This window comes from Paenibacillus sp. CF095 (assembly GCF_900101225.1).
Taxonomy (GTDB): Bacteria; Bacillota; Bacilli; order Paenibacillales; family Paenibacillaceae; genus Paenibacillus.
Genome location: NZ_FMZN01000001.1, coordinates 4,282,167 through 4,307,991 on the forward strand (window position 1 = coordinate 4,282,167; position 25,825 = coordinate 4,307,991).

19 protein-coding genes are annotated in these 25,825 nt (G+C 47.8%); 5 read left to right on the top strand and 14 right to left on the bottom strand.

Going from position 1 to position 25,825, the window contains the following annotated elements; all coding sequences use genetic code 11:
* Positions 1 to 6: 6 nt before the first annotated feature.
* From BLS69_RS18930 to BLS69_RS18955, 6 genes are all read right to left on the bottom strand, one after another.
* A complete protein-coding gene (locus BLS69_RS18930) occupies positions 7 to 1,362 on the bottom strand; it encodes a diaminobutyrate--2-oxoglutarate transaminase (RefSeq protein WP_091034518.1) in 1,356 nt (451 codons plus the stop codon).
* Positions 1,363 to 1,529: 167 nt separating this feature from the next.
* A complete protein-coding gene (locus BLS69_RS18935; RefSeq protein WP_091034521.1) occupies positions 1,530 to 2,552 on the bottom strand; it encodes an ATP-grasp domain-containing protein in 1,023 nt (340 codons plus the stop codon).
* A gap of 537 nt (positions 2,553 to 3,089) precedes the next feature.
* On the bottom strand, positions 3,090 to 3,911 hold the full coding sequence (locus BLS69_RS18940) for an ABC transporter ATP-binding protein (RefSeq protein ID WP_091034523.1): 822 nt from the start codon (positions 3,909 to 3,911) through the stop codon (positions 3,090 to 3,092).
* 13 nt (positions 3,912 to 3,924) lie between these two features.
* Positions 3,925 to 4,968 (bottom strand): FecCD family ABC transporter permease, encoded by a 1,044-nt coding sequence (locus BLS69_RS18945; RefSeq protein WP_091034526.1) that lies wholly within the window; start codon positions 4,966 to 4,968, stop codon positions 3,925 to 3,927.
* The gene (locus BLS69_RS18950; RefSeq protein WP_091034529.1) at positions 4,965 to 5,978 is read right to left on the bottom strand and encodes a FecCD family ABC transporter permease; all 1,014 of its coding nucleotides are present in this window, start codon (positions 5,976 to 5,978) and stop codon (positions 4,965 to 4,967) included. The genes BLS69_RS18945 and BLS69_RS18950 overlap by 4 nt, the downstream gene beginning before the upstream one ends.
* Before the next feature lie 97 nt (positions 5,979 to 6,075).
* Positions 6,076 to 7,089 carry an ABC transporter substrate-binding protein gene (locus tag BLS69_RS18955; RefSeq protein WP_091034532.1) on the bottom strand — a complete coding sequence of 338 codons (1,014 nt, stop codon included), beginning with the start codon at positions 7,087 to 7,089 and terminating at the stop codon, positions 6,076 to 6,078.
* A 425-nt stretch (positions 7,090 to 7,514) separates the two neighbouring features.
* On the opposite strand from BLS69_RS18955, the gene BLS69_RS18960 reads away from it, so the two are divergent.
* Together BLS69_RS18960 and BLS69_RS18965 are read left to right on the top strand one after the other, a co-directional pair.
* A complete protein-coding gene (locus BLS69_RS18960) occupies positions 7,515 to 8,096 on the top strand; it encodes a hypothetical protein (RefSeq protein ID WP_091034533.1) in 582 nt (193 codons plus the stop codon).
* Between the two features lie 221 nt (positions 8,097 to 8,317).
* A complete protein-coding gene (locus BLS69_RS18965; protein ID WP_091034536.1) occupies positions 8,318 to 10,090 on the top strand; it encodes an alpha-glycosidase in 1,773 nt (590 codons plus the stop codon).
* 358 nt (positions 10,091 to 10,448) lie between these two features.
* Here BLS69_RS18965 and BLS69_RS18970 read toward each other — a convergent pair whose 3' ends face one another.
* Genes BLS69_RS18970 through BLS69_RS18980 form a run of 3 tightly spaced genes read right to left on the bottom strand, consistent with a single transcriptional unit; the run spans position 10,449 to position 14,616 of the window.
* Entirely contained in the window at positions 10,449 to 11,828 is a 1,380-nt protein-coding gene (locus BLS69_RS18970) for an ANL family adenylate-forming protein (protein WP_091034538.1), read from the bottom strand.
* On the bottom strand, positions 11,822 to 13,240 hold the full coding sequence (locus BLS69_RS18975) for a cysteine peptidase family C39 domain-containing protein (protein WP_091034541.1): 1,419 nt from the start codon (positions 13,238 to 13,240) through the stop codon (positions 11,822 to 11,824). Before BLS69_RS18975 ends, BLS69_RS18970 begins: the two co-directional genes overlap by 7 nt.
* A complete protein-coding gene (locus BLS69_RS18980; RefSeq protein WP_091034545.1) occupies positions 13,237 to 14,616 on the bottom strand; it encodes an alpha/beta hydrolase in 1,380 nt (459 codons plus the stop codon). The genes BLS69_RS18975 and BLS69_RS18980 overlap by 4 nt, the downstream gene beginning before the upstream one ends.
* A gap of 451 nt (positions 14,617 to 15,067) precedes the next feature.
* Here BLS69_RS18980 and BLS69_RS18985 point away from each other — a divergent pair, with 451 nt between their 5' ends.
* A complete protein-coding gene (locus BLS69_RS18985) occupies positions 15,068 to 17,224 on the top strand; it encodes an alpha-amylase family glycosyl hydrolase (protein WP_091034548.1) in 2,157 nt (718 codons plus the stop codon).
* A 157-nt stretch (positions 17,225 to 17,381) separates the two neighbouring features.
* Here BLS69_RS18985 and BLS69_RS18990 read toward each other — a convergent pair whose 3' ends face one another.
* The 4 genes from BLS69_RS18990 to BLS69_RS19005 form a co-directional block, all read right to left on the bottom strand.
* Positions 17,382 to 18,668, bottom strand: a complete 1,287-nt coding sequence (locus tag BLS69_RS18990) for an MFS transporter (RefSeq protein WP_091034551.1) — start codon at positions 18,666 to 18,668, stop codon at positions 17,382 to 17,384.
* 199 nt (positions 18,669 to 18,867) lie between these two features.
* The gene (locus BLS69_RS18995; protein ID WP_017690474.1) at positions 18,868 to 19,704 is read right to left on the bottom strand and encodes a sugar ABC transporter permease; all 837 of its coding nucleotides are present in this window, start codon (positions 19,702 to 19,704) and stop codon (positions 18,868 to 18,870) included.
* Positions 19,701 to 21,056: a sugar ABC transporter permease gene (locus BLS69_RS19000; RefSeq protein ID WP_091034554.1), complete on the bottom strand. Its 1,356-nt coding sequence runs from the start codon at positions 21,054 to 21,056 to the stop codon at positions 19,701 to 19,703. Before BLS69_RS19000 ends, BLS69_RS18995 begins: the two co-directional genes overlap by 4 nt.
* A gap of 218 nt (positions 21,057 to 21,274) precedes the next feature.
* A complete protein-coding gene (locus tag BLS69_RS19005; protein ID WP_091034558.1) occupies positions 21,275 to 22,561 on the bottom strand; it encodes a sugar ABC transporter substrate-binding protein in 1,287 nt (428 codons plus the stop codon).
* A 445-nt stretch (positions 22,562 to 23,006) separates the two neighbouring features.
* On the opposite strand from BLS69_RS19005, the gene BLS69_RS19010 reads away from it, so the two are divergent.
* The gene (locus BLS69_RS19010) at positions 23,007 to 24,041 is read left to right on the top strand and encodes a LacI family DNA-binding transcriptional regulator (RefSeq protein WP_091034562.1); all 1,035 of its coding nucleotides are present in this window, start codon (positions 23,007 to 23,009) and stop codon (positions 24,039 to 24,041) included.
* Between the two features lie 172 nt (positions 24,042 to 24,213).
* On the opposite strand, the gene BLS69_RS19015 is transcribed toward BLS69_RS19010, so the two are convergent.
* On the bottom strand, positions 24,214 to 24,972 hold the full coding sequence (locus BLS69_RS19015; protein WP_091034565.1) for an SDR family oxidoreductase: 759 nt from the start codon (positions 24,970 to 24,972) through the stop codon (positions 24,214 to 24,216).
* Positions 24,973 to 25,164: 192 nt separating this feature from the next.
* On the opposite strand from BLS69_RS19015, the gene BLS69_RS19020 reads away from it, so the two are divergent.
* A complete protein-coding gene (locus tag BLS69_RS19020) occupies positions 25,165 to 25,758 on the top strand; it encodes a TetR/AcrR family transcriptional regulator (protein WP_091034568.1) in 594 nt (197 codons plus the stop codon).
* Positions 25,759 to 25,825 lie beyond the last annotated feature (67 nt).

Below are 25,825 nucleotides of genomic sequence, written 5' to 3' on the forward strand. Positions count from 1 at the left end.
ATAACTTCAGCATGCGGCCGTTGCTAGGGCAATCGCTTCAGATACCGATTTCTCAAAGATCGCCAGGATCGCACCCGATTCTTGCTCCGTAATATTCAGCGGCGGCAGAAAACGAACAACGGCGGAATGACGCCCGCCCAGTTCTACAATTAATCCATTCTTGAAACATTCACGTTGAATAGACTCAGCAAGTGCACCATTAGGCAGATAATGTCCCAGACGATCCTTGCGTCCCACTGGATCAACCACCTCAACGCCAATCATCAGTCCTCTGCCTCGCACATCTCCAATCTCTGCATACTGCTCTTTCAATGCATTCAGTTGATTCATGAACTGCTCACTGCGCAGTTGAACGTTGTGTAGAACATCCTGTTCCCGAATATAACGAAGTGTCGCAAGTCCCGCTGCCATGGCCAGCTGATTGCCACGGAACGTACCTGTGTGTGCACCAGGTTGCCATTGGTCCAGCTCTTCCCGGTAGATGACAACAGACATAGGCAGACTTCCGCCAACGGCTTTGGAGCAGATGATTACATCAGGTACAATTCCGGCATGTTCAAATGAAAACATCCGCCCTGTCCGTCCAATGCCTGTCTGCACTTCGTCGATGATGAGCGGAATGCTTCGCTCTGCTGTGATTCGGCGCAGCTCCCTCAGCCATTCAATGTCTGCCGGAATCGCCCCGCCTTCGCCCTGAACCGTTTCCACAATGACCCCACACGGTGCGGCAATACCGCTCTCGCAATCATCGAGCAGGTTCTCGATATACTGTGCGCTCAACCGGGCCGTCATGCCTTCACCAACACCAAATGGGCAGCGGTATTCATAAGGAAACGGCAGGAAATGAACATCGGGCAGCAGGCTTTGCAGATGTTGTTTCTTGCTCAGGTTGCCACTCATCGACATCGTCGCTTGTGTTGAACCGTGATAACCTCCCTGAAAGGCAAGAATCGATTTGCCACCCGTTGCATGTTTGACCAGCTTAATGGCTGCTTCTACTGCATCTGCTCCGGTTGGACCACAGAACTGGATTTTGGCTTGGTCTCGCATCTCTGCCGGAAGAATGGAGAACAGTTCTTGCATATATGCAAGCTTCAGCGGTGTTGCTAAATCCAGTGTATGAAGCGGAATCTGCTGATCCAGGACATCGCGAATGGCGTTGATCACCGTGTCATGGTTGTGCCCCAGCGCCAATGTTCCTGCACCAGCCAGGCAGTCGTAGAATACACGGCCTTCCGTATCGGTAATCTTCACTCCATGGGCCTTGCTAATGACAAGCGGGAAATGTCTGGGGTACGATCTTGCATTGGATTCCTTCTCATTTTGCATCTTCAGATATTCCGTCTGCACCTCTACTGACATAGCCCTCTAACGCTCCTTATAATCGATTCAGGCTGAACCTGCTGCCTGTGATTCTTGTTCTTCATTTTGCATATGACATGGTATTGGTTCAAAATCATGTAAGGTCCGAATTATACATGATGGTATCCGTCATCTGTTATCCGTTATACATTGTCATCTATACGTTGTTATAAGCTATACATTTTATATTCAAGTTGCTCCTGACACAGGTATTCCAGGTATAACCGAACCACATCACGAGTTGTTCCACCATGGGGAAAGACGTGGTGCGTCAGATCTGGCAAGGCGTTCACTTCCAGAATGCCCCCTTGTTCTCTGGAGATTGGAGTGCGGATATCACGACAACGAACATCGACCCCTGCTACATCAATCTGAAGAGTCTTTGCCGCCTGAATGATCATTCGGGCATTTTCGGGATGAATAATTTCGGTACAATCCTTGTAGAATTCACTGATTTTTCCGGCGGCAGAATTGCGGAGATCGTATAGCTCGATTTCTTTTCCGATGACAGGAACTTCATCCAGAGTTGTCCCTTGTGCACGCAATACCTCCAGCAGTCGTTCCGTTTCTGCATCAACCTGAGGAAAAGCTTCATACTCGCCTATGTGCGTCATCTCGATTCGATCCTGATTCAACTGCTCGATTAATGCCCGAACGGTTGAAGTTCCATCTCCCTCGACATAGACAGGTCGATACTGGTTCACAGCCGCCACTTCACCGTTAATAATCAGCACTCTGTAATCGATCCCGGTCACATATTGCTGCAACATAATACTGCTGCCATGGACACTCGCAAGATTAATGGCTGCCTCCAGTTCATCTGGGGTACGCACATCCAGCGTCACGCCCATGCTGCTGCTCGCATCCAGCGGTTTCACTACAATGGAGCCATGCCTTTTCAGAAAATCTGCTGCATCGCTTCCCATCTCTGGGATTACGATAAATGATGGTACAGGCATTCCCTGTTCATGCAACAACATATTACATGCCTGCTTGTTCTTCGCGAGCAGTCCAGCGATTAACGGCAGACGATGAGATCTGGTTTTGTTAATGATGATCTCTTTGTCCCCTACAGACAGCTTCAGAAAATCTTCGCATCCCTCAAGAAGTGGCTCACAGGTGATGCCCATTTCTCTCGCTTTGCTTATAATGAGTCGGTTTTGCAGATTATGAATCCCTTTCGGAAACACTGAAAATCCTCCTCGATCGAATGAAGGTACTCGCTCCTATATAAGTTGAATAGAGTTTTCACACGAAATCACTGCGCGGTCAGAACCATCTTCCGATCGCTGTTATCCCCAGATTTTTTGAACCCCTTTACAAAGGGGAAATCCGGTGATAAAGGCGCACGCTACGCTTCTTCAGATCTGTTCTGCCCCCTCCGTTAACGTGTGAAATTTGAATTAAACTTATATAGCTCATACTTCATCAATTTTTTTGTAATCACATATTGATAATGATTATCAATATCATATAAAATCTATTTTATGGCAATTCGAGTTATATTGTCAATAATAAACTTTTAAGGAAAAATAAGTTCTTATTTAGTGTGGGTTTGAGTCGATTCAGGTATGATTTTATCGAATAATAGGCACAACAAACTGGGCAAGCCTGGGACATGGTTTTACCAACGGCTTGCCTAATTTGTCATCTGCATGATCATACAATGGAGTTGATGTGGAGTTTTGAATCATTATTGAAGTAATCAAAAGCGGACTTTTTGATCCTCAAGCCAGTTGTGTATAACGCTGTTCTCCATTCAGCTTCCTTCCTCGTCCATGCGGGATACAGGTTGGTGTGCCGAACAGTGGATCGATTGCAATCTCACACTCCATCTGGAAGACTTTACGGACCATGTCCTGTGTAACAATATCTTCCGGTTTACCTTCTGCGTAGATGGACTTGTTGTGAACAGCCACAATGTGATGCGCATAACGACATGCCAGATTCAGATCATGAAGTACCATGACAATCGTGCGTCCTTCCCGTTCGTTCAACTCAAACAACAGATCGAGGATATCAATCTGATGTGTCATATCCAGATAGGTTGTAGGTTCATCCAATAACAGCGTTTCAGTCCCCTGCGCAAGTGTCATTGCAATCCAGGCACGCTGACGCTGTCCACCGGACAATGCATCCACAGGTCGATCCGCGAGTTCTGCCAGATGTGTGGATTCAAGTGCCAGCTTGACCATACGCTCATCCTCTCGTGACCATTGCTTCAGCCACGTTTGATGTGGATAACGTCCTTGCTTAACCAGTTGGTTCACCGTCAGGCCCTCCGGAGCGGTCGGGCCCTGTGGCAGGATGGACATACGCCTTGAAATCTCCTTGGTCGGCAGCTTTGCAATCTCTTCGCCATCCAGCAGCACCGAACCGGAGCTGGATTTCAGCAACCGGGCCATCGTACGCAGCAGCGTAGATTTGCCACAGCCGTTGCTGCCAATCAGGACAGTAATCTGTCCCTTGGGAATGGTCAGGTTCAAATTTTCAATAATGGAATCTGCTCCATAGGAGATCGTAAGCTCCTTGGCTTCCAGAATACTCACAGCTCTCTCCTCCTCAAAACTGATTTCGATTCTTGAACAACAAATACAGGAAAAATGGTGCGCCTACGCCTGCGGTGAATACCCCTGCGGGAACATCAAGTGGTAGAAAGGCTGTGCGGGCAATCAGATCTGCCGCAAATACAAGCAGAGCACCAACCAGTCCAGATACAATCAGCATACTGCCAAACATCCGGCCGACCAGCTTCCGGGCAATATGTGGAGCGATCAGACCAACAAAACCAATGGTTCCGGCTACCGCAACGGCGATTCCCGCCAGCAGTACACTGCATAACAACAACGCTGAACGATGCCGCTGGACCGTTACCCCTAGGCCTGTGGCCAGATCATCCCCGAACTCCTGTGCATTCAGGCTACGGGCGAACCAGATTGCCAGCGGTACAACAATTACGATAACCGGGAGAATAGTTCGAACATCGGTCCATGATGCTCCGTACACACTTCCAGTCAGCCAGATATAGGCTTGACCTGCAGTGTAGAACGAACTCAGGATCAGCATAAAGGTCGTTCCAGCTCCGGTAATGGCTGACACTCCGATCCCGATCAGCACCAACCGGATCGGACTGACTCCTTTTTTCCAAGCAAGCACGTAGATAATTAATGCCGTCACAATTGCGCCAGCGATGGCGAACAGTGGTAACAACTTGATGCTCACCGCTCCGCCCAGCAATGTAACAAAACCTACAGCCGCAACAGCTGCACCACCAGTAATTCCGATGACATCCGGTGAGGCCAGCGGGTTACGGATAATACCTTGCAAGAGCGCGCCTGACATACCGAGGGCTGCTCCTACGAGCAAAGATAATAACACCCGTGGCAGTCTTAAGGTCAGCACGACGAAGTCAAGCTCCCCTTCATTCAGACCAAATATCGTTCGAAGCACATCCAGCGGAGAGATAAAGTCACTGCCCACACTTGTACCAACAACCCCTGCCACCAGGAACAGGAGGATACATATGCCGATGACAACCAAAGATTTTTGTTCCATTTGCACCGAGATGGTGTCTTTTTTGTTGCGGATAGTCAACAGCTTCCTCATATCTTCGTCACCCCCTTGCGGGCAATGTACACGAAGAAGGGTCCGCCAATCAGTGCAGTCATGACACCGAGTGGAACTTCCTGCGGCATGATCACCAACCTTGCAACCACATCCGCGGACAGCAGCAGAATCGCTCCCCCTACAATAGAGTAAGGAACGAGCCAGCGGTAATCATTGCCCACCAGTGCACGCATGATATGCGGGACAACCAGACCGACGAGACCGATCGAACCGGCTACGGCAACCGAACCACCCGCCAGCAATACCGTAACAATTCCCATGAGCACCTTGACCAAAAGTACATTCTGTCCCATCCCTTTGGCGATATCATCACCCGTCAAGAGCAGATTGATGGCTCTGCCCATGAACAGAGCGACAATAGCTGCGGCTGACATGTATGGCAGAACAGGATATAACATTTCCAACGTCCGACCACTTACTGAACCGGCAAGCCAGAACAGTACATCCTGCAATCCGGTTCCATCCAGCACCAGAATGGCCTGTGTGAACGAGGCAAATAACGCTGAGATAGCCGTACCCGCCAGTACAATTTTGATCGGTGTCAGACCATCACGACCGAGGGAACCCAGTGCATAGACAATCGCCGCGGCAACCGCAGCTCCGGCAAAACCAAACCACATCATGGTGGTGAGCGAAGATACGGACAATACCACAATGGCAATGACAATAAAAAAGATTGCACCTGCATTGATCCCGAACACACTTGGTGATGCCAGTGGGTTACGTGTCAATGCCTGCATCAGTCCACCCGCCACGGCCAAACTTGCTCCTACAACAGCAGCAATAACTGTACGTGGCAACCGTTCCGTCAGCAGAACCACATGTTCCACAGAACTCTCGTCATAGAATTGCAGTGCTTCCCATGCCATCTGAAACGTGATCTGCGTACGTCCCAGAATCATACTGGCTAGGCAAGCAAGTAGAAGTAATATGAATAAACCAACCAGTCCATAGATCTTGGCGCTTGCCTTTGTAAAAAGGGGAAACATACTCTCACTCTTTCATCTGTAAAATGACAAAAGACCTGCCTGCCCATACACTTCGTTAACGAATGTCCTGGTGCATGGCAGGTCCTGCTCCTGTTAGTTAGTTCAGGTTGAACTGCTTATATAGATCGTCCAGCATCATGTTGGCCGATGTGTATCCACCTGCCATGTTCCAGGCCACTTCATCGACCTGAACCAGTTGGTTGTTCTTAACAGCATCAAGGTTTTTCCACAGTGGACTGCTGGTCCAATCATCATAATTTTTCTGAATGGCATCTGTTTCTGTGCCTGAATTGAAGTTGAAGATCATGTCTGCATTCATATCCGGAATGTTCTCTTTGGAAGTCAATTCAACGCCCCATGTGTCTGCGTCATGTCCGGCGGGTCTGGTGAACCCAAGTTCATTCAGAATCTTACCTGCATATCCCATGTAGAAAATACGAACTTGATCGGCTCTAAAGTTCGTGATGGTTGCTTCAATTGGTAGACGATTCCCCATTTTCTCTTTGAAATCAGCTACACGGCCATCCCAATCAGACAACAGTTTATCCGATTGCTCAACCATATTCATCGCTTCTCCAACAGTTTTCACTGTTTCTTTCCAGTCAAACAGCGTCTCCGTCACTACCGTTGGTGCGATCTGGGACAATTGCTCATAGATCTCTTCATGTCTGATCTTCGTAGCAATAATCAAGTCGGGTTTCAACTTGTTGATCTCTTCCAGATTGGGCTGCGATTCCTGTCCTACTTGTGGAACTCCGTCCAGATCTGCTCTCAGATATTCATAGACTGGCTGCTGAACCCAGGATTCCACCACGCCTGTCGGTTTCACGCCAAGTGCAACAACGACATCATTCGCACCCTGGAACAGTGTCACGATCTTTTGCGGGGTTCCCTTGATTGTGGTTTCGCCCATGGCATGTTTGATCACTCGGGTCTGATCTTCAGTCGAACTGGCAGTTGTATCACTTTCATTATTGCTCTCATTGCTGCTTGCAGCTTGGCTGGATGTATTCGTTGTCTCAACACTTCCACCCGAAGCACAGCCAGCAAGTAGTGAAATCATCAGAATAAGTGCTGCATAAATGTATAGCTTTTTCTTTACTTTATACATGAAATCCGTCTCCCCTTTTTTATCTAAATGATATTGAATCTCATTATCAATTGTATTGTAATGGAGATGAAATCATTATACAAGCATTTTATTTGGAAAAACTTCTCACTCCCTATCGAACTCTGTAACTTCATAAAACAACATTAAATAAAGATATATTAACTAAACCAATACAATATATATCGATACAATACGCCTCCACATAAACCATATATGTAATTTTTTTCTTACCTGCTAAATATACAGATCTCTCTTCTTACTTTTAGCTTCATCTAATACATGTCCTTTTTGCTCGTGAATCATTATTCATTCATATGCGTTTGACTGATGAATTTACTGTAAAACAATTCCTGTAATTTCTTGTCGTACTATGTTAGATTATCCATTGGAATATAATCACATCTATAGATAGGGGATATTAACACGTGAAGAAATCATGGGTACTATCAATCATTATGAGTTTTGTCTTGCTTGGCGGGGTATTTGCACCTGCAGGGTCCTACGTCTCTGCTGCGGATGACTCAACCACTACATATTCGGAAGACGAATACTATGAAGAAGTTGACACGTCAGAACAAGAACCGATCCCTACAGTCGAAGAAGAAGATTTCCTCAACTACCTTGATCAGTTGGATATGGCATCGGTATATGAGGAGAAAGCCTTCAATGCTTTGGGAGGTGGATTTTACATTACATCATCCAATCGCAAGTCCGTTTTCTTGAAACTGACCAACACAGCGATTCCTAACTACACCAAATATGTTTCCAAGCTGAAGCTGATTAAACCGCAAAATACAGAATTGCAAAAAATCCATGCTAACCTGATTAAAGGTAGCTATACACAGCTGGAAGGATTCCAACTCGCTAAAAAAGCGGTCTCCAAAACAACGGTAAACAGTGCTGTCCTGAAACAAGCCAATGCCAAAATTGATGCCGGGAAGAAAAAAATCGAGAAGTTTCACAAAGATTTCTCTGCATATGCCAATAAACTTGGATTTGATTTATAAAAAACAGTAATTGCAGATATGCGTCCTACATTTCGAATAAACAATTTGAAATTTAAGGAAAAAAAGTGTTTTCTTTTGCTGAGTTAGTTCGTATAATAGCACTATAATCAAAAGGCTATGCTGCCGAAAGGTACAACCTCGTGAACAATTGAGGTTGTGCCTTTTTTGCGTTTAATGGCCACTTTTATCTGAATTTCATCATCTGACGAGGAGTGATTTACATGATTCTTGAAGCCGTTTACCATCGCCCCAAACTCAATTGGTCCTATGCTTATGACCGCTCGACCATGCACCTCCGACTTCGGTCCAAACGTGGGGACCTGGATGCGGTGATTGCCATTACCGGAGACAAATATGCCTGGGATCGGACGATCACGCACATCCCCATGCACATCTTTGCCCGGGATGAAATGTTCGATTATTGGGAAGCCGAGACTTCACCTCCCTATCGCAGATTACGGTATGGTTTCCAATTGATTCAGGGAGAGGAATCGGTCTGGATGACGGAGCGTGGGTTCGAGCAGGCGCTGCCTGATCATCCACTTGAATTCTTTGATTTTCCATTTATGAACCCGGTCGACATTTTTGAGCCGCCTGCCTGGGTTAAGGACGCCGTGTTTTATCAGATTTTCCCTGAGCGTTATGCCAATGGCGATCCCTCCATCAGTCCCAGCAATGCTGAACCCTGGGGAGGAGAACCTACACCGGTGAACTTCTTCGGCGGGGATCTCCAAGGTGTGCTTGATCATCTGGATCATATAAGCCAGCTGGGCATCAATGCCATCTATTTCTGTCCGCTGTTTGAGGCCACGACGAATCACAAATACAATACTGGCGATTACATGAAGGTTGATCCTCACTTTGGAACCAATGAACAGTTCAAGGCCTTTGTTGACGCCTGTCATCAGCGCGGCATACGTGTCGTTCTGGATGCAGTGTTCAATCATTCCGGCAGAGAGTTCCCTCCTTTTGTCGATGTCATGAAGAATGGAGCCGCTTCCCCCTACGCAGACTGGTTTTATATCAAAGATTGGCCGCCGCGTGTGGAGGATGGCATTCCAACGTATGACACCTTTGCCTTTGAGCCGCTCATGCCGAAGCTGAATACGGAACACCCTGAAGTGAAGGCATACCTGCTGGAGGTAGGACGTTTCTGGATTGAGGAGATGGACATTGACGGCTGGAGGCTAGATGTGGCGAATGAGGTGGATCATCAATTCTGGCGCGAATTCCGTCAGACGGTAAAAGCCATCAAGCCTGACGCCTATTTGCTTGGTGAGATCTGGCATGATTCGCTCATGTGGCTTCAGGGAGACCAGTTCGATGCCGTGATGAATTATCCGTTTACCAACTCGGTATTGGACTATACGGTGCACGGCAAGCTCGACGGCCTAGCATTTGCCAATGAGATCGGCAAACTGCTCGCAGCCTATTCACAGCCTGTAACAGAAGCGGCCTTCAATCTGCTTGGAAGTCATGATACACCCAGACTGCTGACTTTATGTGATGGAGACGAGCGCAAGATGAAACTTGCCGTTACGTTGTTGCTTACGTATCCAGGTGTGCCATGTATCTATTATGGAGACGAAGTGGGACTTGATGGAGGATATGATCCGGGTTGCCGCAAGTGTATGGAGTGGGATGAGACCAAGCAGAATCGCGAGCTTCTGGAATTCTTCACCCGAACGATTGCCCTTCGCAAACAGCACCCTGCCCTGCGCAGCACAGAACTGAAGATTGTATATGCAAAAGCCGGAGACCCTTGTCTTGCCATCGAACGATTAGATTCGCATACGGGTGAGCGTATGCTTCTTGTTCTTAATGCTGGTGATGAGCCGTGTACCCTCGAACTCCCCTTTGGAGATCGTAACATCTGGCGAAATCTGTTCACATCAAACACCGTGGAAGCTCAGCAAAATAAACTGACCCTCGATCTGGAAGCATACGGATTCTCCTTACTGCAAATGGAGATCAAACAACCAGCGAAAGCCTGATATGAATACGGCTAACAAGGGAAAATAACTTTAAAGAGGCTGTCCCATTGGTCATATTGACGACCAAGGACAGCCTCTCCTGTATCTTATACGTCTCTGTGCATCTTATACGTCATACCCTAACGAACCCAGCACACGTTATTTGCTTCATTATACGCGGGCTTAATGTCTAAAGAATCAGAGAGAGACCTTATTTCGTCCAATAAGTCGATTTTCGAGAGCAGAAGCCGTGTTTTCGACGCAATAACGTTGCTGAGATTCGTTAGGTTTTACTTTTCTTGATTATCCTCTCAATAGGATGTTTGAGGTTCGTTAGCTATAGCCATTCAAGCGAGGTGAAACTCTTCGAGGCAGCGACCTATTTCCCAGCTGAGGCGAAGGATATCGAAGTCATCGGTTTTCGTATTTTCTTCATTCTTGAACTTACGAGAGCTTCCTGTGTAATTACGATTTTCTGCGGAATCTTGTATGAAGGCAGCTTGTCCTGACAATATTCCCAGATGGACCGCCGCAGATCGGTGAGAGTACACTCCGCAGCCAGCCGGACAGTCACCTTCACCCTCTGACCCGTGATACCACTCTGTTCTCCCGAAACTACGGCCGCTTCAATACATTCCATCTCTTCCAGAACACCCTCGACCTCGGCAGGATACACTTTCCGTCCACCTACATTAATGATCTCGGAACGGCGGCCCAGAATACGAATGTACCCCTGCTCCAGCACAGCTTCATCGCCAGTTCGCAGCCACCCATCCTCTGTAAAAGGTGATGGTGCATTCAAATATCCGATCATCGCTGTTGCTGTATGAATCTGCAATTCTCCTTCCACCACCCGATACTTGACCTCTTCATCTTGAATGGAGAACAGCAGAGAACCTGGCTCTTTGGAGCGGGTTGGCAGAATGCCAAGTTCAGACATGCCATAGGCTTGTATCGTCCTTAGTTGTGGAAATCTCCGGTTCCAGGCTGCCAGTACGGATTCAGGCATCACTTCCGATCCGTATGACACAACTTCGAGACTCGACAGATCATACCCCTCATCATTTCTGCCCAGCAGCAACAGATTCATGAATGTTGGAGAGACCGGAAGAGCCTGCACACGAAACTTCTCAATCGTTCGGCACACTTCTTCGGGAGATCGATCCGCAATGATACAAAGACAGCCCCCACTGGACAGGGATTGCAGCATTGTATTCACACCGCCGATATGATCAAACATCATAAATGGAATCGTTCGCAAGGGCCGAACCTGCCGCCGAAAACGATGTAACAGCCGATCTGCACGATGCACAGTCGCTTTACTCACTCCGGTTGATCCGGATGAAAAGAGTACTAGGCCCCCTACGCCCTCCTGTGCCAGCGAGGATAACAACACGGGAACCTCTCCAGATAATTCACATGTTTGCCGAATGCACAACTTGCCTTCTTCAACGCCCAAACGCCATTTCACCTGTGCCAGTTCGATGTATTCCTGTCGTTTGGCTTCGACCAGGTACCGATCCATGGGAAGCACGATACACCCTTGTCCGAGCAAAGCAACCAATGCTGCCGCCGCATATGGGGAATAGTCTTCCTCCAGCGTTACAAGTTGCCCAGTCAGCCCTTCTGCTGTAATCCACTCACTCATGATGTCAACCTGTTCCAGCAGCCAACTGTAGCTGTACTCCCGATCCTTCCAGATCAGTGCAGGTTGCTGTCCCTGTTCCGCGAATCGTTCAAGCAAGAATTGGTTCAACATCTTGCATCCTCCTCACCGGCAGGCGCCCATTGCTGTGCGAGATAATCAACAAGTGAACCCACGGTCTGATACGGGCTTTCCGGCATAGAAGCAGCAGCCATCTCCGCCAGTGCGGCTCCCATCCCCGTCCCCCATCGATCTTCGATTCCCTGCTCTACCACTGCAAGCAAGGACACGAGTTCCAGCGAATCTAGTTGCCCATTTCGTCCATATAGCGGAGCGTTACCACCCTCACCAAGCGGAATCGATGTATTATGGTATGCATTTAACTCCCGGCAACTATCCAGCACGATACGGAGCAAATCCTCCCTGTGTTCTTGTCCAATCATCGACACAGTCTGACGTGGGAAGCAATCTGCCTGAGATATGGACTGCCGAAGTGATTCATACCAGTGCCATTCATCCGTGACCAACATTTTAATGACACCTGTTAGCTGTACTTTCCAGTGCTCACGCTGCTTTATCCGACTGACCTGAAGCATATTGTAGGCCTTCTCCCAACGTACAATAATGTCGCTGAATTCTCTCCCATATTGATCAAGTGGAGAACCGAGCCATAAGGCAGATTCCTGAAGAAGATCTCGAAGAAAATACCGGCTCCATCGCATATCAAACAGCAGACTGGATATCAGCATTTCATTGGCCTGCTCCCCTTCATTCGCCACATGCAGTGCATGTAACAATTGCAGCGATACCGCATGTCCAAAATGATAATTCCGCTCTCCTTGTGTAATCGTCCGGCCTGTTAGAAACTCTTCAATCTGCGTTGTTAACGCCTGAGTCAACATGTCTCGGTACCCGGCAGAGTCAAGCTTTACAGTCGCCCGAATGTCCATGGTTCCATACGTTCGGAGTTCTTCTTTGCGCTTGGCCTGAGCAAGCTCGGGTATGCTTTGGTTCCCTTTCCAGAAATCATGAAAGGCTGCTTGAGTAACCCTTCCCTTATACTTGGAGGGCACGGGATCGTAGACGTGAACATGCTCATCTTCCAAGCCATATACGGCAATCCAATGATCTACCAGATGCAGTCGGGAGCCTTGCTTCACGTGTTTGCGAATGTACTCGGGATTCTGATAATCCTCACAGTAAGGCAGATGATAACTGGTTCCTGTAGCCAAAAAAAGCCCACCTTCGCCGATATGCTGCCTGATCTCCGCCTCGCCTTCCTCGAAGCTGTCCAGCTGCCGCTGACCATACATCTCCCAGATCGGCTCTACATAATCCAGTTTGTGAAAATAAGGCTTCACCAGTCCGTTATCCCCGCACGAAGGAAGACTGTACAACCGACTTGCCGCCAGCAGTGCAAGACTTGTGATGGATCCTTGTCTATGGAGCACTTCATGAATCAGAGGAAAATTGCAGGGATAATAATAGGGAATGTCCAGCACTGGAGCGAATGAAGGAATGATCATTTTGGGCCTCCTGTTCCCGTTTTGGCTGACGTACTGCCCCAGGATTGGATTAGGTAATGCACAGACATATCATCTGTCGCTCGAAATACCCGATTGGCAATAGGTTTGCCATCCACTTCGGTCTCGAAACGACGGAAACCGCGAGTAAATCGGAAGGAAAAACCACTATCACGCGGGACTCGGTAACAACCTTCATATCGACCTTTACCGGAACGGACAAGCTTCATGCCCATGCCACCATATATTGTTTCCTCCGAGTCTTCGTCGGGAGCTACCTCTGCACGAATGCAGACCTCCACATGAGTGGACAATTCAGGAACAACCGTGTAGATGCGTGTAGCAGACAGTTCCCCCATATTCAGCGTGATAGATGCACATCCAATACCAACAGGCACCAACTCTCCACTCGCATGAACCTGAAGTACATTCGGGTCACTCGAAGTATAATTCCCATGAAGCAGACTCTGAACCAACCCAGTCTCGTAGTGCATTTGTGCATTGATACAAACGGTCATTCCACCCTCTAGTCCGATGACATCCCTTCCAAGCAGTTCGAGCGAGGAGGGCTTACCCACGTGGCCGAACATGTACAGTAACGGGAGGTGAACGCGTGCTCCCCAGTCACCCTCCTGATGACAGGCACCCTGCTGTTCCAGAAATGCCAATTCCTCACCCGATCCTACTCCGCGTTCAAGTAATTGATGAGCTACCCTTCTGACCTGGGAAGGCAGAAACAGACCTTCCGTATCTCCAATATCCATCCACATTCGAACGTCGGGTACCTCTTCTGGCAAGCGATACATGTTCTCTTCCAACAGTCCACTTTCCGATGTTTCGTCCAGCTGCACATCCACATAGAATGGCGACATCATGATCAGTTTTCCGAAAACATCCGGATTTCGCATCCCCATGTGCAATGTACAAAGTGCCGCGGCAGATGAACCCAACAGCCCGGTATTCTCCTTGTTCGGCAACGTCCGGTATCGATGATCAATGATCGGCTTGAGTTCATGAATGATGAAATGCTCATAGGCGATACCTGAGCAACCCACACTCACAGCCTCTCTCTCGGGAGCGATGAAGTGATAGAATTCGTTGTGCGTGACTGGACGGACATGCGTAATGCCGACAATAATCAGGGATTCAATCTGCCCGGAGGAAATAAGAGCGTCTGCTGCCTGGTCCATATTCCATGTTTCATTGCCTGGCCCGGATGGACCAAAAGCCCGCTGCCCTGCATGAACGTACAGAACTGGGTAATGCCGGGCTGTCTGCTCATGGTAACCAGGCGGGAGGTACACATAAATGTTGCGGATATTGCCCAGCCGCGATGCCTGAATGCCTTCCAAACATTCAATGACAGAATGGGTACTCAACGATCATCAACCGCCTCTCTTCTCCCGATTCGACTGCATAATACAAACAAATAACCCCGCCTCAGAAGAGACGGGGTTGTCCCAGAACACACGTAAGTGTTCCGGGATACATAGCCCTTATATTGTGAATCTGCGAATAGTTTAAATCCCCGGACATGCTTTTGTAAACATAAAAATAGAAAATAAATGCTCCCAAAAAAGTTATTGACATAAGATCCAATATTTCTTACGATAACGTTGTGATCATAACTCGAGGGCCATGCTTTTAAACCTGAGCGGTTTAGGACAACCCCGGTAACTCCCGAAGGAGATGCCGGGGTTGTTAGCGTGTCAAAAGGAGGGAAGTCTTCTATCCACCGCGTAACACTCCGTTGTATTGAAAGCGCTATTATTCAAGAGCCAAGTTGGTTGTTTATCTAAACTACTACATTCACGAGAAGGGTGGATTACTATGTTTCAAATGGCCAAACGCGTACTCCTCAGCACAACACTGACACTCAGTTTACTTGCAGGGGGCGCACTTCCCTATCTGCCTGCTTCAGCGATCTATGCCGATGCGGATACCGCGGTTACCAACAAGCAGAACTTTAGTACAGACGTCATCTATCAGATCTTTACAGATCGCTTCCTGGACGGCAATCCTTCCAACAATCCTACCGGAGCTGCCTACGATGCCACTTGTAGTAACCTGAAGTTGTATTGCGGAGGCGACTGGCAGGGTTTGATCAACAAAATCAACGATAACTATTTCAGCGATCTGGGCGTTACGGCACTGTGGATCTCCCAACCGGTCGAAAATATCTTCGCCACAATCAACTACGGCGGCGTGATCAACACAGCGTATCATGGCTACTGGGCACGTGATTTCAAGAAGACCAATCCGTATTTCGGAACGATGGCTGATTTTCAAAATCTGATTACAACCGCTCATGCCAAAGGCATCAAGATCGTGATTGACTTTGCCCCAAATCACACGTCTCCTGCCATGGAAACCGATACGTCTTTTGCTGAGAATGGCAAGTTGTACGATAATGGTAATCTTGTTGGCGGATACACGAATGATACAAATGGATATTTCCATCACAACGGCGGCTCCGATTTTTCCTCCCTGGAGAATGGTATCTACAAAAACCTCTATGACCTCGCTGACCTGAATCACAATAACAGTACCATTGATCAATATTTCAAAGATGCAATCAAGCTATGGCTTGATATGGGCGTGGATGGTATTCGCGTTGATGCGGTGAAACATATGCCTCTCGGCTGGCAAAAGAGCTGGATGTCCTCCATCTATGCACATAAACCTGTATTCACCTTTGGTGAATGGTTCTTGGGATCTGCTGCATCCGATGCGGATAACACGGAATTTGCCAACGAATCCGGGATGAGCCTGCTTGATTTCCGCTTTAACTCTGCTGTGCGCGATGTCTTCCGGGATAACACATCCAACATGTATGCTCTGGATTCGATGATTACAGGCACAGCGGCAGATTACAATCAGGTGAATGACCAAGTCACGTTCATCGACAACCATGATATGGATCGATTCAAAACAAGTGCCGTCAACAATCGTCGTCTGGAACAGGCGCTGGCCTTCACGCTGACTTCACGCGGCGTACCTGCTATCTATTATGGTACCGAGCAGTATCTGACTGGAAACGGAGACCCTGATAATCGGGCCAAAATGCCTTCCTTCTCCAAAACAACCACTGCTTTTAACGTGATCAGCAAGCTGGCACCTCTGCGCAAATCCAATCCGGCAATCGCCTATGGCTCCACTCAGCAACGCTGGATCAATAATGATGTGTATATCTATGAACGCAAATTCGGCAAAAGTGTAGCTGTTGTTGCGGTGAACCGTAATCTCTCCACACCAGCAAGCATTGCAAATCTAAGCACTTCACTGCCAACAGGCAACTACACCGATGTACTGGGCGGTGCACTGAACGGTAATAACATCACTTCCACCAATGGCAACGTCTCTTCATTCACACTGGCAGCCGGAGCAACCGCGGTATGGCAATATACAACAAGCGAGACAACACCAACGATCGGACATGTAGGTCCCGTGATGGGCAAACCGGGTAATGTCGTTACCATTAGTGGACGTGGATTTGGCTCCACCAAAGGTACCGTATACTTCGGTACAACTGCCGTTACCGGTGCTGCGATCACATCCTGGGAAGATACACAGATCAAAGTGACGATCCCAGCGGTTGCAGCAGGCAATTACGCTGTAAAAGTAGCTGCGAATGGAGTCAACAGCAATGCGTATAACAACTTCACCATACTTACGGGTGATCAGGTCACTGTACGATTTGTCATTAACAATGCTTCCACCACACTGGGTCAGAACATCTATCTGACGGGTAACGTAGCAGAACTAGGCAACTGGAGTACGGGCACAACAGCTATTGGACCTGCATTCAATCAGGTCATCCACGCCTACCCAACTTGGTACTATGATGTGAGCGTGCCAGCCGGGAAACAACTGGAGTTCAAATTCTTCAAGAAAAATGGTGCAACCATTACGTGGGAAGGTGGTTCCAACCACACGTTCACCACACCAACCAGCGGTACTGCGACTGTAAATGTAAACTGGCAATAAAATTTTCAGTCCACAAGCTAACCCGGAGTTACGCTAACGCAGCGTATGCTCCGGGTTTTGCTGTACCTAGCCAGGTTGCTTAGATTGCTTCTATCCTCTCTCTGTTGAATGTGTACGTGTGGGTTCAATTCATATCATTTTGATGTATCATAAAATGTCATTGATAGGTTCGGATCGACTTCAGTGTTGTAGCGGCCAGAATACCTGTTGCCAGCAGTAATATGCCCACGCCTTGCAGCACAGAAGCTGCCCCCCATTGATCTGCCAATACGGAGACAACCGTCAATCCCAGAATAGGCGCTGTACTGGTGATTGTTCCAACCACACCATAGACCCTTCCTTGCAGCTCGTCCGGAACGGCTGTCCTCAGCATAATCTGAGTGAGCATCGTACAGCAGGCAAACATCGTACCTCCACCCACGATGAACGGCAACGCCATGATTGGCGAGGATACATTCGCCAAAAAAATATAGAGTGGTCCTAATACAATCAGACCGATAAATACCCATCTCCCTCTTCGCTTCAATCGTTTCCCCGAAGCAATCAGCATTGCAGAGCCAATCATATATCCAAGTGGAATACAGGTTTCAATTAATCCAAACTGTACCGGATTCGCCTCCCATACCTTGACCGCCATCACTTGGACCAGCATCATGGCTGACATGAAAAACAAAATCAGCACCGGATTGAGCAATACGATGGATCGAATCAGACGATTCCGATAGATGTAGCTAAACGAACTGCGCCATTCCTGAGCAAACGTGGTCTGCTGACTAGCGGATCGCTGTACCTCAGGAAAGCGACCCGCCATCAGCACACAGACTGCCGACAACAGAAAGGTTGCCCCCGTAATTAATATGGCGACAAATCCTCCAAATGCAGCAACAGCTACTCCCGCCGCGGCTAGTCCGCTGATTCGGGCTAGATTATCCACCATATGAATGGTTCCGGTTGCTTGTTGAATATGCTCCCTGCCTACCATACTTGCTACAGAGGCGTGGAATGCAGGTGCCTGAAACAAACTTGAAAACATGGACAGTGAGAGCAACAACAGCACCACCGGGAACGGCGCATGCCAACCGAATAAGCTAATCGCAATCAGCACAGCCATCACACCGCGAAATACATCAGACGCCAACATCAGCTTCCTGCGATCCAATCGATCTGCGACCGTACCTGCCACCGATCCAAATAAAAAACTGACGGCCATATTGCAGATCTGTACGGCCGCCATGCTCTTTGCACTGCCTGTGGTCTGTAACACCCACAGACTGATCGCAATCCCATTGAAGCAATCCCCGAAGACCGAGATGCCGTAGCCGTACAAAATCCTTCGAAAGGTAACATTACGCCAAAGTGTTGGCGGAGCTTTAGTATTATACAATGCAGCTTGTCCATCTTGGTACCCCATAATCTCGGGCTCACTGGACGGGTTCATGCCCATACATCACGTTCCTCCCTAATCATGATTCGAGACCATACAGAATCAGGCACTTCCGCAGTTCTGTCAGTCGACAAAGACATGACATTACGGAAGTGCCTGAGTTAAGTGAGTGTTACGCTAGCGAGGCTAATCATGCGGTCGTTAGCTTAGCTGATGATATTGTCCCTAGTCCTATAATGTTTCTTCCTGGAGTCTGCGTTTACCCTTTGGAAGCTCCTGCCGTTAGCCCTTGAACAAGGAAACGCTGCAGGAACACAAACAGCAGGGTAATTGGAATAGCGATCAGTACCGCGCCCGCAGCAAACATCGTAAAGTTACTGTCCTGATAACGGTTGACCAGGTCCCACATGCCCACCGCGAGCGTCCAGTTCTCCTTCGTCCGCAGCACCAGCCGGGCGAAGATAAAATCCATCCACGCACCGGTGAAACTGGTTAGTGCCACATAAGTCAGCATCGGCTTGGATAAAGGCAGGATGATGCTGGTGAATACCCGCAGGTGACTCGCACCATCCATGCGGGCCGCTTCATCCAGACTGCGGGGAATCGTATCAAAGAAACCTTTGACGATAAATCCACCCAGTACCGCCCCTGAAGAATAAACCAGAATAAGCGCAGCGTGGGTGTCGAGCAATTTAATTTGCAGCAAAATGATATAGATTGCAATCATGCTCATAAAGCTTGGGAACATGCCGAGGATCAGCATGGTGGAGAGAATCGTTTTACGTCCACGGAAGCGGAAGCGGGACAAGGCATACATCCCAAGTGTCACCATCAATGTGGAGAAGATCATCGTGAAAAAGGCAATTTTCAGCGTATTCATATACCATCTGCCGTACATAAAGGACGGGTTATTGAACAGCTCACCGTAATGGGTCAGCGTGAAAGCTTCCGGCCACAACCGTTCACTGAACAATGCCGCGCCGGGTCTCAAGGAAGAGAGAAAGATCCAGAGTACGGGGTAGATGGAGACAACGGCGATGATCAACAACAGCACATAACTCAGGGCCAAACGCAGCGGATTATTACGTGTCTTCATTGAATCATGTCCTCCTCCTTGAATGATTTGGATCGGCGGAAGTTCCAGATAGAGAATGAAGCGATTATAAGGAAGATGATAATCCCTACCGCTGAAGCCATATTGAACTTGTTATTGTCGAGTGTGAGCTTGTAGAGCCAGGTCACCAGCAGGTCCGTTGCCCCTGCGTACTGGTAGTCTCCCCGCAGTGGATTTCCGTTGGTCAGCAGGAAGATGACATTGAAGTTGTTGAAGTTTCCGGCGAACTGCATGATGAGTACCGGAGTTGTGGCAAAAAGAATGAACGGCATCGTAATGATCCTGAACTTCTGAAACGCAGATGCTCCGTCCACTTCGGCAGCCTCATAGAGGTCACGAGGGATGGCTGTCAATACACCCAGAATCAGCACCATACTGACCGGAATACCAATCCACATGTTGACAACAATGACGGTAACCTTAGCCCAGAACGGATCTGTCAGCCAGGGTAATCCCTCCAGCCCAAATGCTCTCATGTACGTATTGATCGGACCAAACTGACCATTGAACAGATTACGCATGAGCAGCAAGGAGATGATCTGCGGGATGGCATAAGGCAGAATAAAAATCGTCCGCCACAGCTTCTTGAAGCGTATGCCCCGCTGTTCAATCAACAGTGCCACAAGCACGCCACCAAAATAGGTGGTGACTGTAGCCAGGATGGCCCAGATGACCGTCCAGGTTAGAACGCCGTAGAATGTCTGGCTCCAGGATTTCAGCTGGATCAAATCGCTGAACGTCTTGAAGCCTACCCAGTCCACGAGTTTGGCTGGCGGAATATGATCCGGGGCCGAATAGTTGGTAAACGCAATCGTGATTGTAAACAGGATGGGCATAACGGTGAAGAAGAGTATCCCCAGTGCCGGAATGGACAGAAACAGATACGGAAAGTTTTTGTCCATCATGTTCCGAAGCGAAGCCACTGCGCCCAGGGTCTGCTTGCCTTCCTCCCTCGCAAGTCCCGTGACGTACGCATCCCGGATATTCAGGATATAGATCAGAATAAACACAAAAAACACCAGCAATACGATAATGCCATCAAGCAGCAAAAAGATGGAATGGTCTCCCCTTTGAAGTACGGTAGACCCATTCACTTTGACAAAACGCTGTGTATTTTCCCCCAGTGTCCATATGCCCCATACGGCCTGTGACAGGCGAGGAAGCAGGTACGCAAGCCCTGCTCCCTCCAGTAACAGTAGACAAATTCCCTTAATCCACTGTCGATTGTACAGCTGTCCAAGACCTTGCAGTATGATGGAACATATAGCCGCTGTCATCCGGTGCTGCCTTTCCCTGTTCGGTCCAACGGGCACCGGGACATGCTGCTGTTGCATTCGCTCTCTCCTCCCCGTCTATTGCTAACCTGCATACATTGAACAAAAGTGTACTTACACTGACCACTCCGATGACTGAATAAGCTTCCGAAGTAGCTTTCTTTCAGAAAGCTTTTAGTTTCACTTCTTCATCTTTCTTCTGTCCTCTACGTTTTTGTGTAAATATGTAGTTCAATTTATGCAGTAATTATGCATATCTTCGCATTCGTCATTCGTCCCTATTGGACGGTAGCAAGGCTTTCCTGGATCTGTTTCACGGCATTGTCCAGTGATGCCTTCACGTCCTTATCGGTATCCCATATATCCGTAATGGCCGACGTGATTGGTCCCCATACGCTGTCCATGGCAGGAAGCGAAGGCATTGGTGTTGAGTTATTGAACTGTTCCAGGAATGCCTTGTTGATTGGGTCCTCTTGCAACTTCGGATCAGCAGCTACATTTTTGTTCGCAGGAAGTGTACCGTTCAGGTCAAAGTTCTCCATCTGAGCTTCTTCATTGGAAAGGAACGCTGCCAAGAGCTTCGACGCATTCGGGTATTGCGTAAATGCATTCACATAATAGGCTTTAACACCTGAGAAGGAGGTCATCGGGTTGCCATCGATTGCCGGAAGCGGAGCAACGCCAAAATCAATACCTGCATTGCGATAATCGGCAATGGTCCACGGACCGTTAATGTCCATAGCCAGCTTACCGCTGGAGAATAATCCTTTTTTGATATCATAGTTCACGTCACCCATCTTAAGCGGCAGTACTTCCGACTTCAGCGTCTGCAAGAACTGTCCACCCTTCTGGGCTCCTTCGTTATTCAGACCGAGATCCGTGCTATCCATCCCGTTGTCTCCAAAAATATAACCGCCCTGTGAAGCCAGGAACGCATAGTTATAGTAAAATTGCTGCAGTTCCCACATCAGCGCATACTGATTGGACTTCACATTATTGAATGTCTTGGCGAAACTGATAATCTCATCGAAGTTTTTCGGTGCTTCCGGATAGAGTGCCTTGTTATAGAAAATGGCATAGGTCTCCACGCTGTACGGATAGCCGTACAGGATATCCTTGAACGTCACTGCCTTCAGTGCGTTGTCACTGGTGTTCTCTACGGTCTCTGCTTCGAATATGTCATTGGGCAGAATAAGTCCCGCCTCTGAAGCGCTACCAATCTTATCATGCGGGAAAACAACCACATCTGCCGCCAGACCCGCTGGGCCATCCGTCGTCAGCTTGGTTACCTGATCGGTTGGAGGTAATTCCTCCATTTTGACCGTTACCCCATATTTTTCTTCGAATTTTTTGACCCTTTGCTCAATAAAGCTGCTTTGATTTTTATCCTCCCAGATCACCAGGGTCGCCCCTTCTTCCGGTTGAAGGTTCTCGGATGTCAGCTCTACAACTTCCTCCGGATTCTCACCTGCCGTAGTTGGAGATGGACTTCCGCCTCCAGCCCCGCACGCAGCCAGTGTAAAAGCCATCATGACGGACAATGTTGCCCCTTGCCATTTTCTCATGTAAAATGTCCCCTTCCCTCTGCTTGGTCCAACAAAGTTCGCGCTTTTCACCCTTTTGTCTGCGTATGTTGTCAGGTTTTGCATCCCATATTCCCATTTGTACAAACGTTTGCTCAAATGGAAGACAAGATGACCTCTCCGTTCAATATGTAGGGGTAAAAAAGTCAAGAAGTATGTAAATCCAACGATGTAAGCGCTACAATAACAATCACATCATACAATAATGTACTTTCTTTGCACAAACGTTTGCACAAGCCATATTTGCTCAATTTTAACCATTTCCTCTCTTCTACCTACAGTAATTTCCTGTTTCCTTGTTCTGACTCTTTCTTCCTTAAATTTACTTCACGTGTATCCCTTACTCGGCAGTTAGCAATTGATTTCTCGTATCCTTTGGATTACCATAGGAGAATATTTATACGATTGTTCAGAAGGGATTTTTTACATGATTACGATCAAGGATATTGCCAAATTGGCGGGTGTTTCCCCTTCTACAGTGTCACGGGTGATTTCCAACCATCCCAGAATCAGCACCAAGACATCTCTCAAAGTGAAGCAAATCATGAAAGAATTGAACTACCATCCCAACATCATCGCGAAGAGCCTGGTTTCCAAAACAACACATACCCTTGGGATTATGCTTCCGCGTCCTGCAGAAGAGTTGTTTCAGAATTACTTTTTCGGGGAACTGCTGCGAGGTATTATTACACATGCCACCCGTATGAATTATGAATTGCTGCTAACAACTGAAACATCATCAGACAATGAACTGCATGCGATATCCCGCCTTGTGCATGGCCGTAGAGTGGATGGCATTCTGCTGCTTGGGTCCAAGCGAGACGATCCTATCATTTCATTTTTGGAAGCGGAAAAGTTTCCTTTTGTGTTAATCGGTCGCAGTGAAGCTCATCCAAATGCCCCCATGGTGGATAACGATAATGTGCAGACTGCTTATGATGCTACTCATCATCTAATCGCTCAGGGACATACGCGAATCGGATTTGTCAGCGGTCCTCCGGACATTACGTTATCGCATGATCGTATGTTAGGATACCAAAAAGCGCTTGCCCAAGCCGGGCTGGATGCGGATAGTGATTGGATTGTGGAAGGCGAATTTCTGCAGGAAAGTGGATTCAGAGCGATGTCGCTGTTCATGTCCTTGCCGGACAGACCCACCGCAATTGTTGTCATCGATGACAATGTGGCCTTTGGGGTATTGAGAGCTCTTGCCGAGCTTCATTATCTGGTACCTGAAGATATCAGTGTGGTCAGTTTTAACAATATTGCATTATCGGAACTGGCTTCTCCACCCCTAAGCTCTATCGACATCGGGACTTATCAGCTTGGTTATACAGCCGTTCAGGTATTGTTAAAAATTCTTAGTGGGGAACCACAGCTTCATAATCCGGTCATTATCCCCCATCGTCTAATCGTGCGTGAATCCTCACTCTTTTCCAAGCCAAAGCCACCCTCAGATTGATTCATTTCGGGTATCCGTGTAGTAATGCAAACGTTTGTCCTATACGGAATATGATGCTGATATCCACCGTACGTAAGGTGCATAGGTGCAAAAAAGAAGCCGCATATACTTATGCGGCTTCCTTAATTCACACAATATTTCCGTACTCCATGCTCGACTGCACATGAGTGGATTAGTAAGAGCTCCAGCCAGCATCTGCTGTAACGACAGTTCCGTTCACGAAGCTGGACTCGTCAGATCCGAGGAACAGGGCCACTTTGGCGATCTCTTCGCTCGTCCCGATGCGTGGGTTGATTGCCATCCCAAGCTGCTGCCGCCCTGCACCGAAATGGCTAATACCTGCCATGGATGTGCTGATGTTGGTTGCCACAGCTCCTGGAGCAATCGCGTTACAGCGGATGCCTTGCTCAGCATACATGTACCCTGTATTTTTAGTGAAACCTACGACCGCATGTTTGGAAGCTGTATAGGCTGCGCCTGCACGTCCGCCGTGCAATCCACCTGCTGAAGCAATATTCACGATGACACCTTTTTGTTTTTCCAGGAAGATCGGCAATACTTTACGCGTTGTCCGCATCACACTGGTTGTGTTCACAGCAAACAATCTCTCCCACTTCTCATCCGTTACATCTGCTGCCGGCTCCATGCCATCCATAATTCCCGCATTGTTAATCAGAATATCTACTGTACCATATGTGCTCACCGTTGTATCGATCAGATTCTGCACGTCTTCTTCTTTGGCTACATTGGCCAGAACGACAATCGCTTCTCCGCCCTGGGCCTTAATATCATTAACTACCGCTTGTGCGGATTCTTCGTTAATATCCGATACCACGACTTTCGCGCCTTCTTGGGCGTACAACGTGGCAATTGCTTTCCCCATACCTGAACCAGCACCTGTAACAACTGCAACTTTATCTTGAAGTTTCATTCTTTGTATCCTCCTTCATGTATTCGTTTACAATAAGTTAACAAACAAATGTTCATTAACACCTATCCTTAGTATAATAAGTCATAGCGTTTCACTTCAATCAGTAAAAGCTTGTCCAGTTGTACGTTAAACAACACTTATAAGCCCGAATGTACTTTAACTAATAAAGTGAACTCGCGAGGAGGATAATAGATGTCTGAAACTATGAATTCGATGGACCGAAGGATTAAAAAATCAAAAGCTGCACTGAAGGATGCACTCATCCATTTGATGCAAAGACATCCCTTTAAAGAAATATCGATTACGGATATTGTGCAGCGAGCCGACTTGAATCGGGGAACTTTCTACAGGCATTACCAGTACAAAGAAGACCTGTTCAACGAAATCATCGATGATGTGATTCAGGATCTGGTAACTTCTTTTCGTAAACCTTATCAGGATGAGGAAAAGTTCGAAGTCAATCTGATGCCCTCTTCGGCGATCACTATATTTGAGCATGTACACCAGCACGCACAATTCTACACACTGGTTGTGAAATCTGAGGCTTCATCCAACTTCCAGCGCATGATCTGTGATGTTCTTCGGGATCTGGCCTTACAGGATCTGAACCACATCTTCCCTCCGCACATCAACCATGAAATATTGGCAAGCTACCAATCTCATGCGATATTTGGCATGATCATGGAGTGGATCAGACAGGATTTCAAGCACAGCCCCACCTACATGGCCGAGGAATTGTTCAAGATCATCCATTACAAGCCTGACAATGTCGTGTTAAAAGACTGAAAATCCAGATCGCCACATTTCTCTATAAAATGGTCATTGAGAGGGATTTCAAGACAGGTTTATCACC

Excerpts from the sequence above, each read along its gene's own strand:
- BLS69_RS19010 (WP_091034562.1), top strand. The coding sequence starts at position 23,007 with ATGATTACGATCAAGGATATTGCCAAATTGGCGGGTGTTTCCCCTTCT.
- BLS69_RS18975 (WP_091034541.1), bottom strand. The coding sequence starts at position 13,240 with ATGATCATTCCTTCATTCGCTCCAGTGCTGGACATTCCCTATTATTAT.
- BLS69_RS19005 (WP_091034558.1), bottom strand. The coding sequence starts at position 22,561 with ATGAGAAAATGGCAAGGGGCAACATTGTCCGTCATGATGGCTTTTACA.
- BLS69_RS18970 (WP_091034538.1), bottom strand. The coding sequence starts at position 11,828 with ATGTTGAACCAATTCTTGCTTGAACGATTCGCGGAACAGGGACAGCAA.
- BLS69_RS18995 (WP_017690474.1), bottom strand. The coding sequence starts at position 19,704 with ATGAAGACACGTAATAATCCGCTGCGTTTGGCCCTGAGTTATGTGCTG.
- BLS69_RS19015 (WP_091034565.1), bottom strand. The coding sequence starts at position 24,972 with ATGAAACTTCAAGATAAAGTTGCAGTTGTTACAGGTGCTGGTTCAGGT.
- BLS69_RS19000 (WP_091034554.1), bottom strand. The coding sequence starts at position 21,056 with ATGCAACAGCAGCATGTCCCGGTGCCCGTTGGACCGAACAGGGAAAGG.
- BLS69_RS18945 (WP_091034526.1), bottom strand. The coding sequence starts at position 4,968 with ATGAGGAAGCTGTTGACTATCCGCAACAAAAAAGACACCATCTCGGTG.
- BLS69_RS18985 (WP_091034548.1), top strand. The coding sequence starts at position 15,068 with ATGTTTCAAATGGCCAAACGCGTACTCCTCAGCACAACACTGACACTC.
- BLS69_RS19020 (WP_091034568.1), top strand. The coding sequence starts at position 25,165 with ATGTCTGAAACTATGAATTCGATGGACCGAAGGATTAAAAAATCAAAA.
- BLS69_RS18955 (WP_091034532.1), bottom strand. The coding sequence starts at position 7,089 with ATGTATAAAGTAAAGAAAAAGCTATACATTTATGCAGCACTTATTCTG.
- BLS69_RS18950 (WP_091034529.1), bottom strand. The coding sequence starts at position 5,978 with ATGTTTCCCCTTTTTACAAAGGCAAGCGCCAAGATCTATGGACTGGTT.
- BLS69_RS18930 (WP_091034518.1), bottom strand. The coding sequence starts at position 1,362 with ATGTCAGTAGAGGTGCAGACGGAATATCTGAAGATGCAAAATGAGAAG.
- BLS69_RS18990 (WP_091034551.1), bottom strand. The coding sequence starts at position 18,668 with ATGGGCATGAACCCGTCCAGTGAGCCCGAGATTATGGGGTACCAAGAT.
- BLS69_RS18965 (WP_091034536.1), top strand. The coding sequence starts at position 8,318 with ATGATTCTTGAAGCCGTTTACCATCGCCCCAAACTCAATTGGTCCTAT.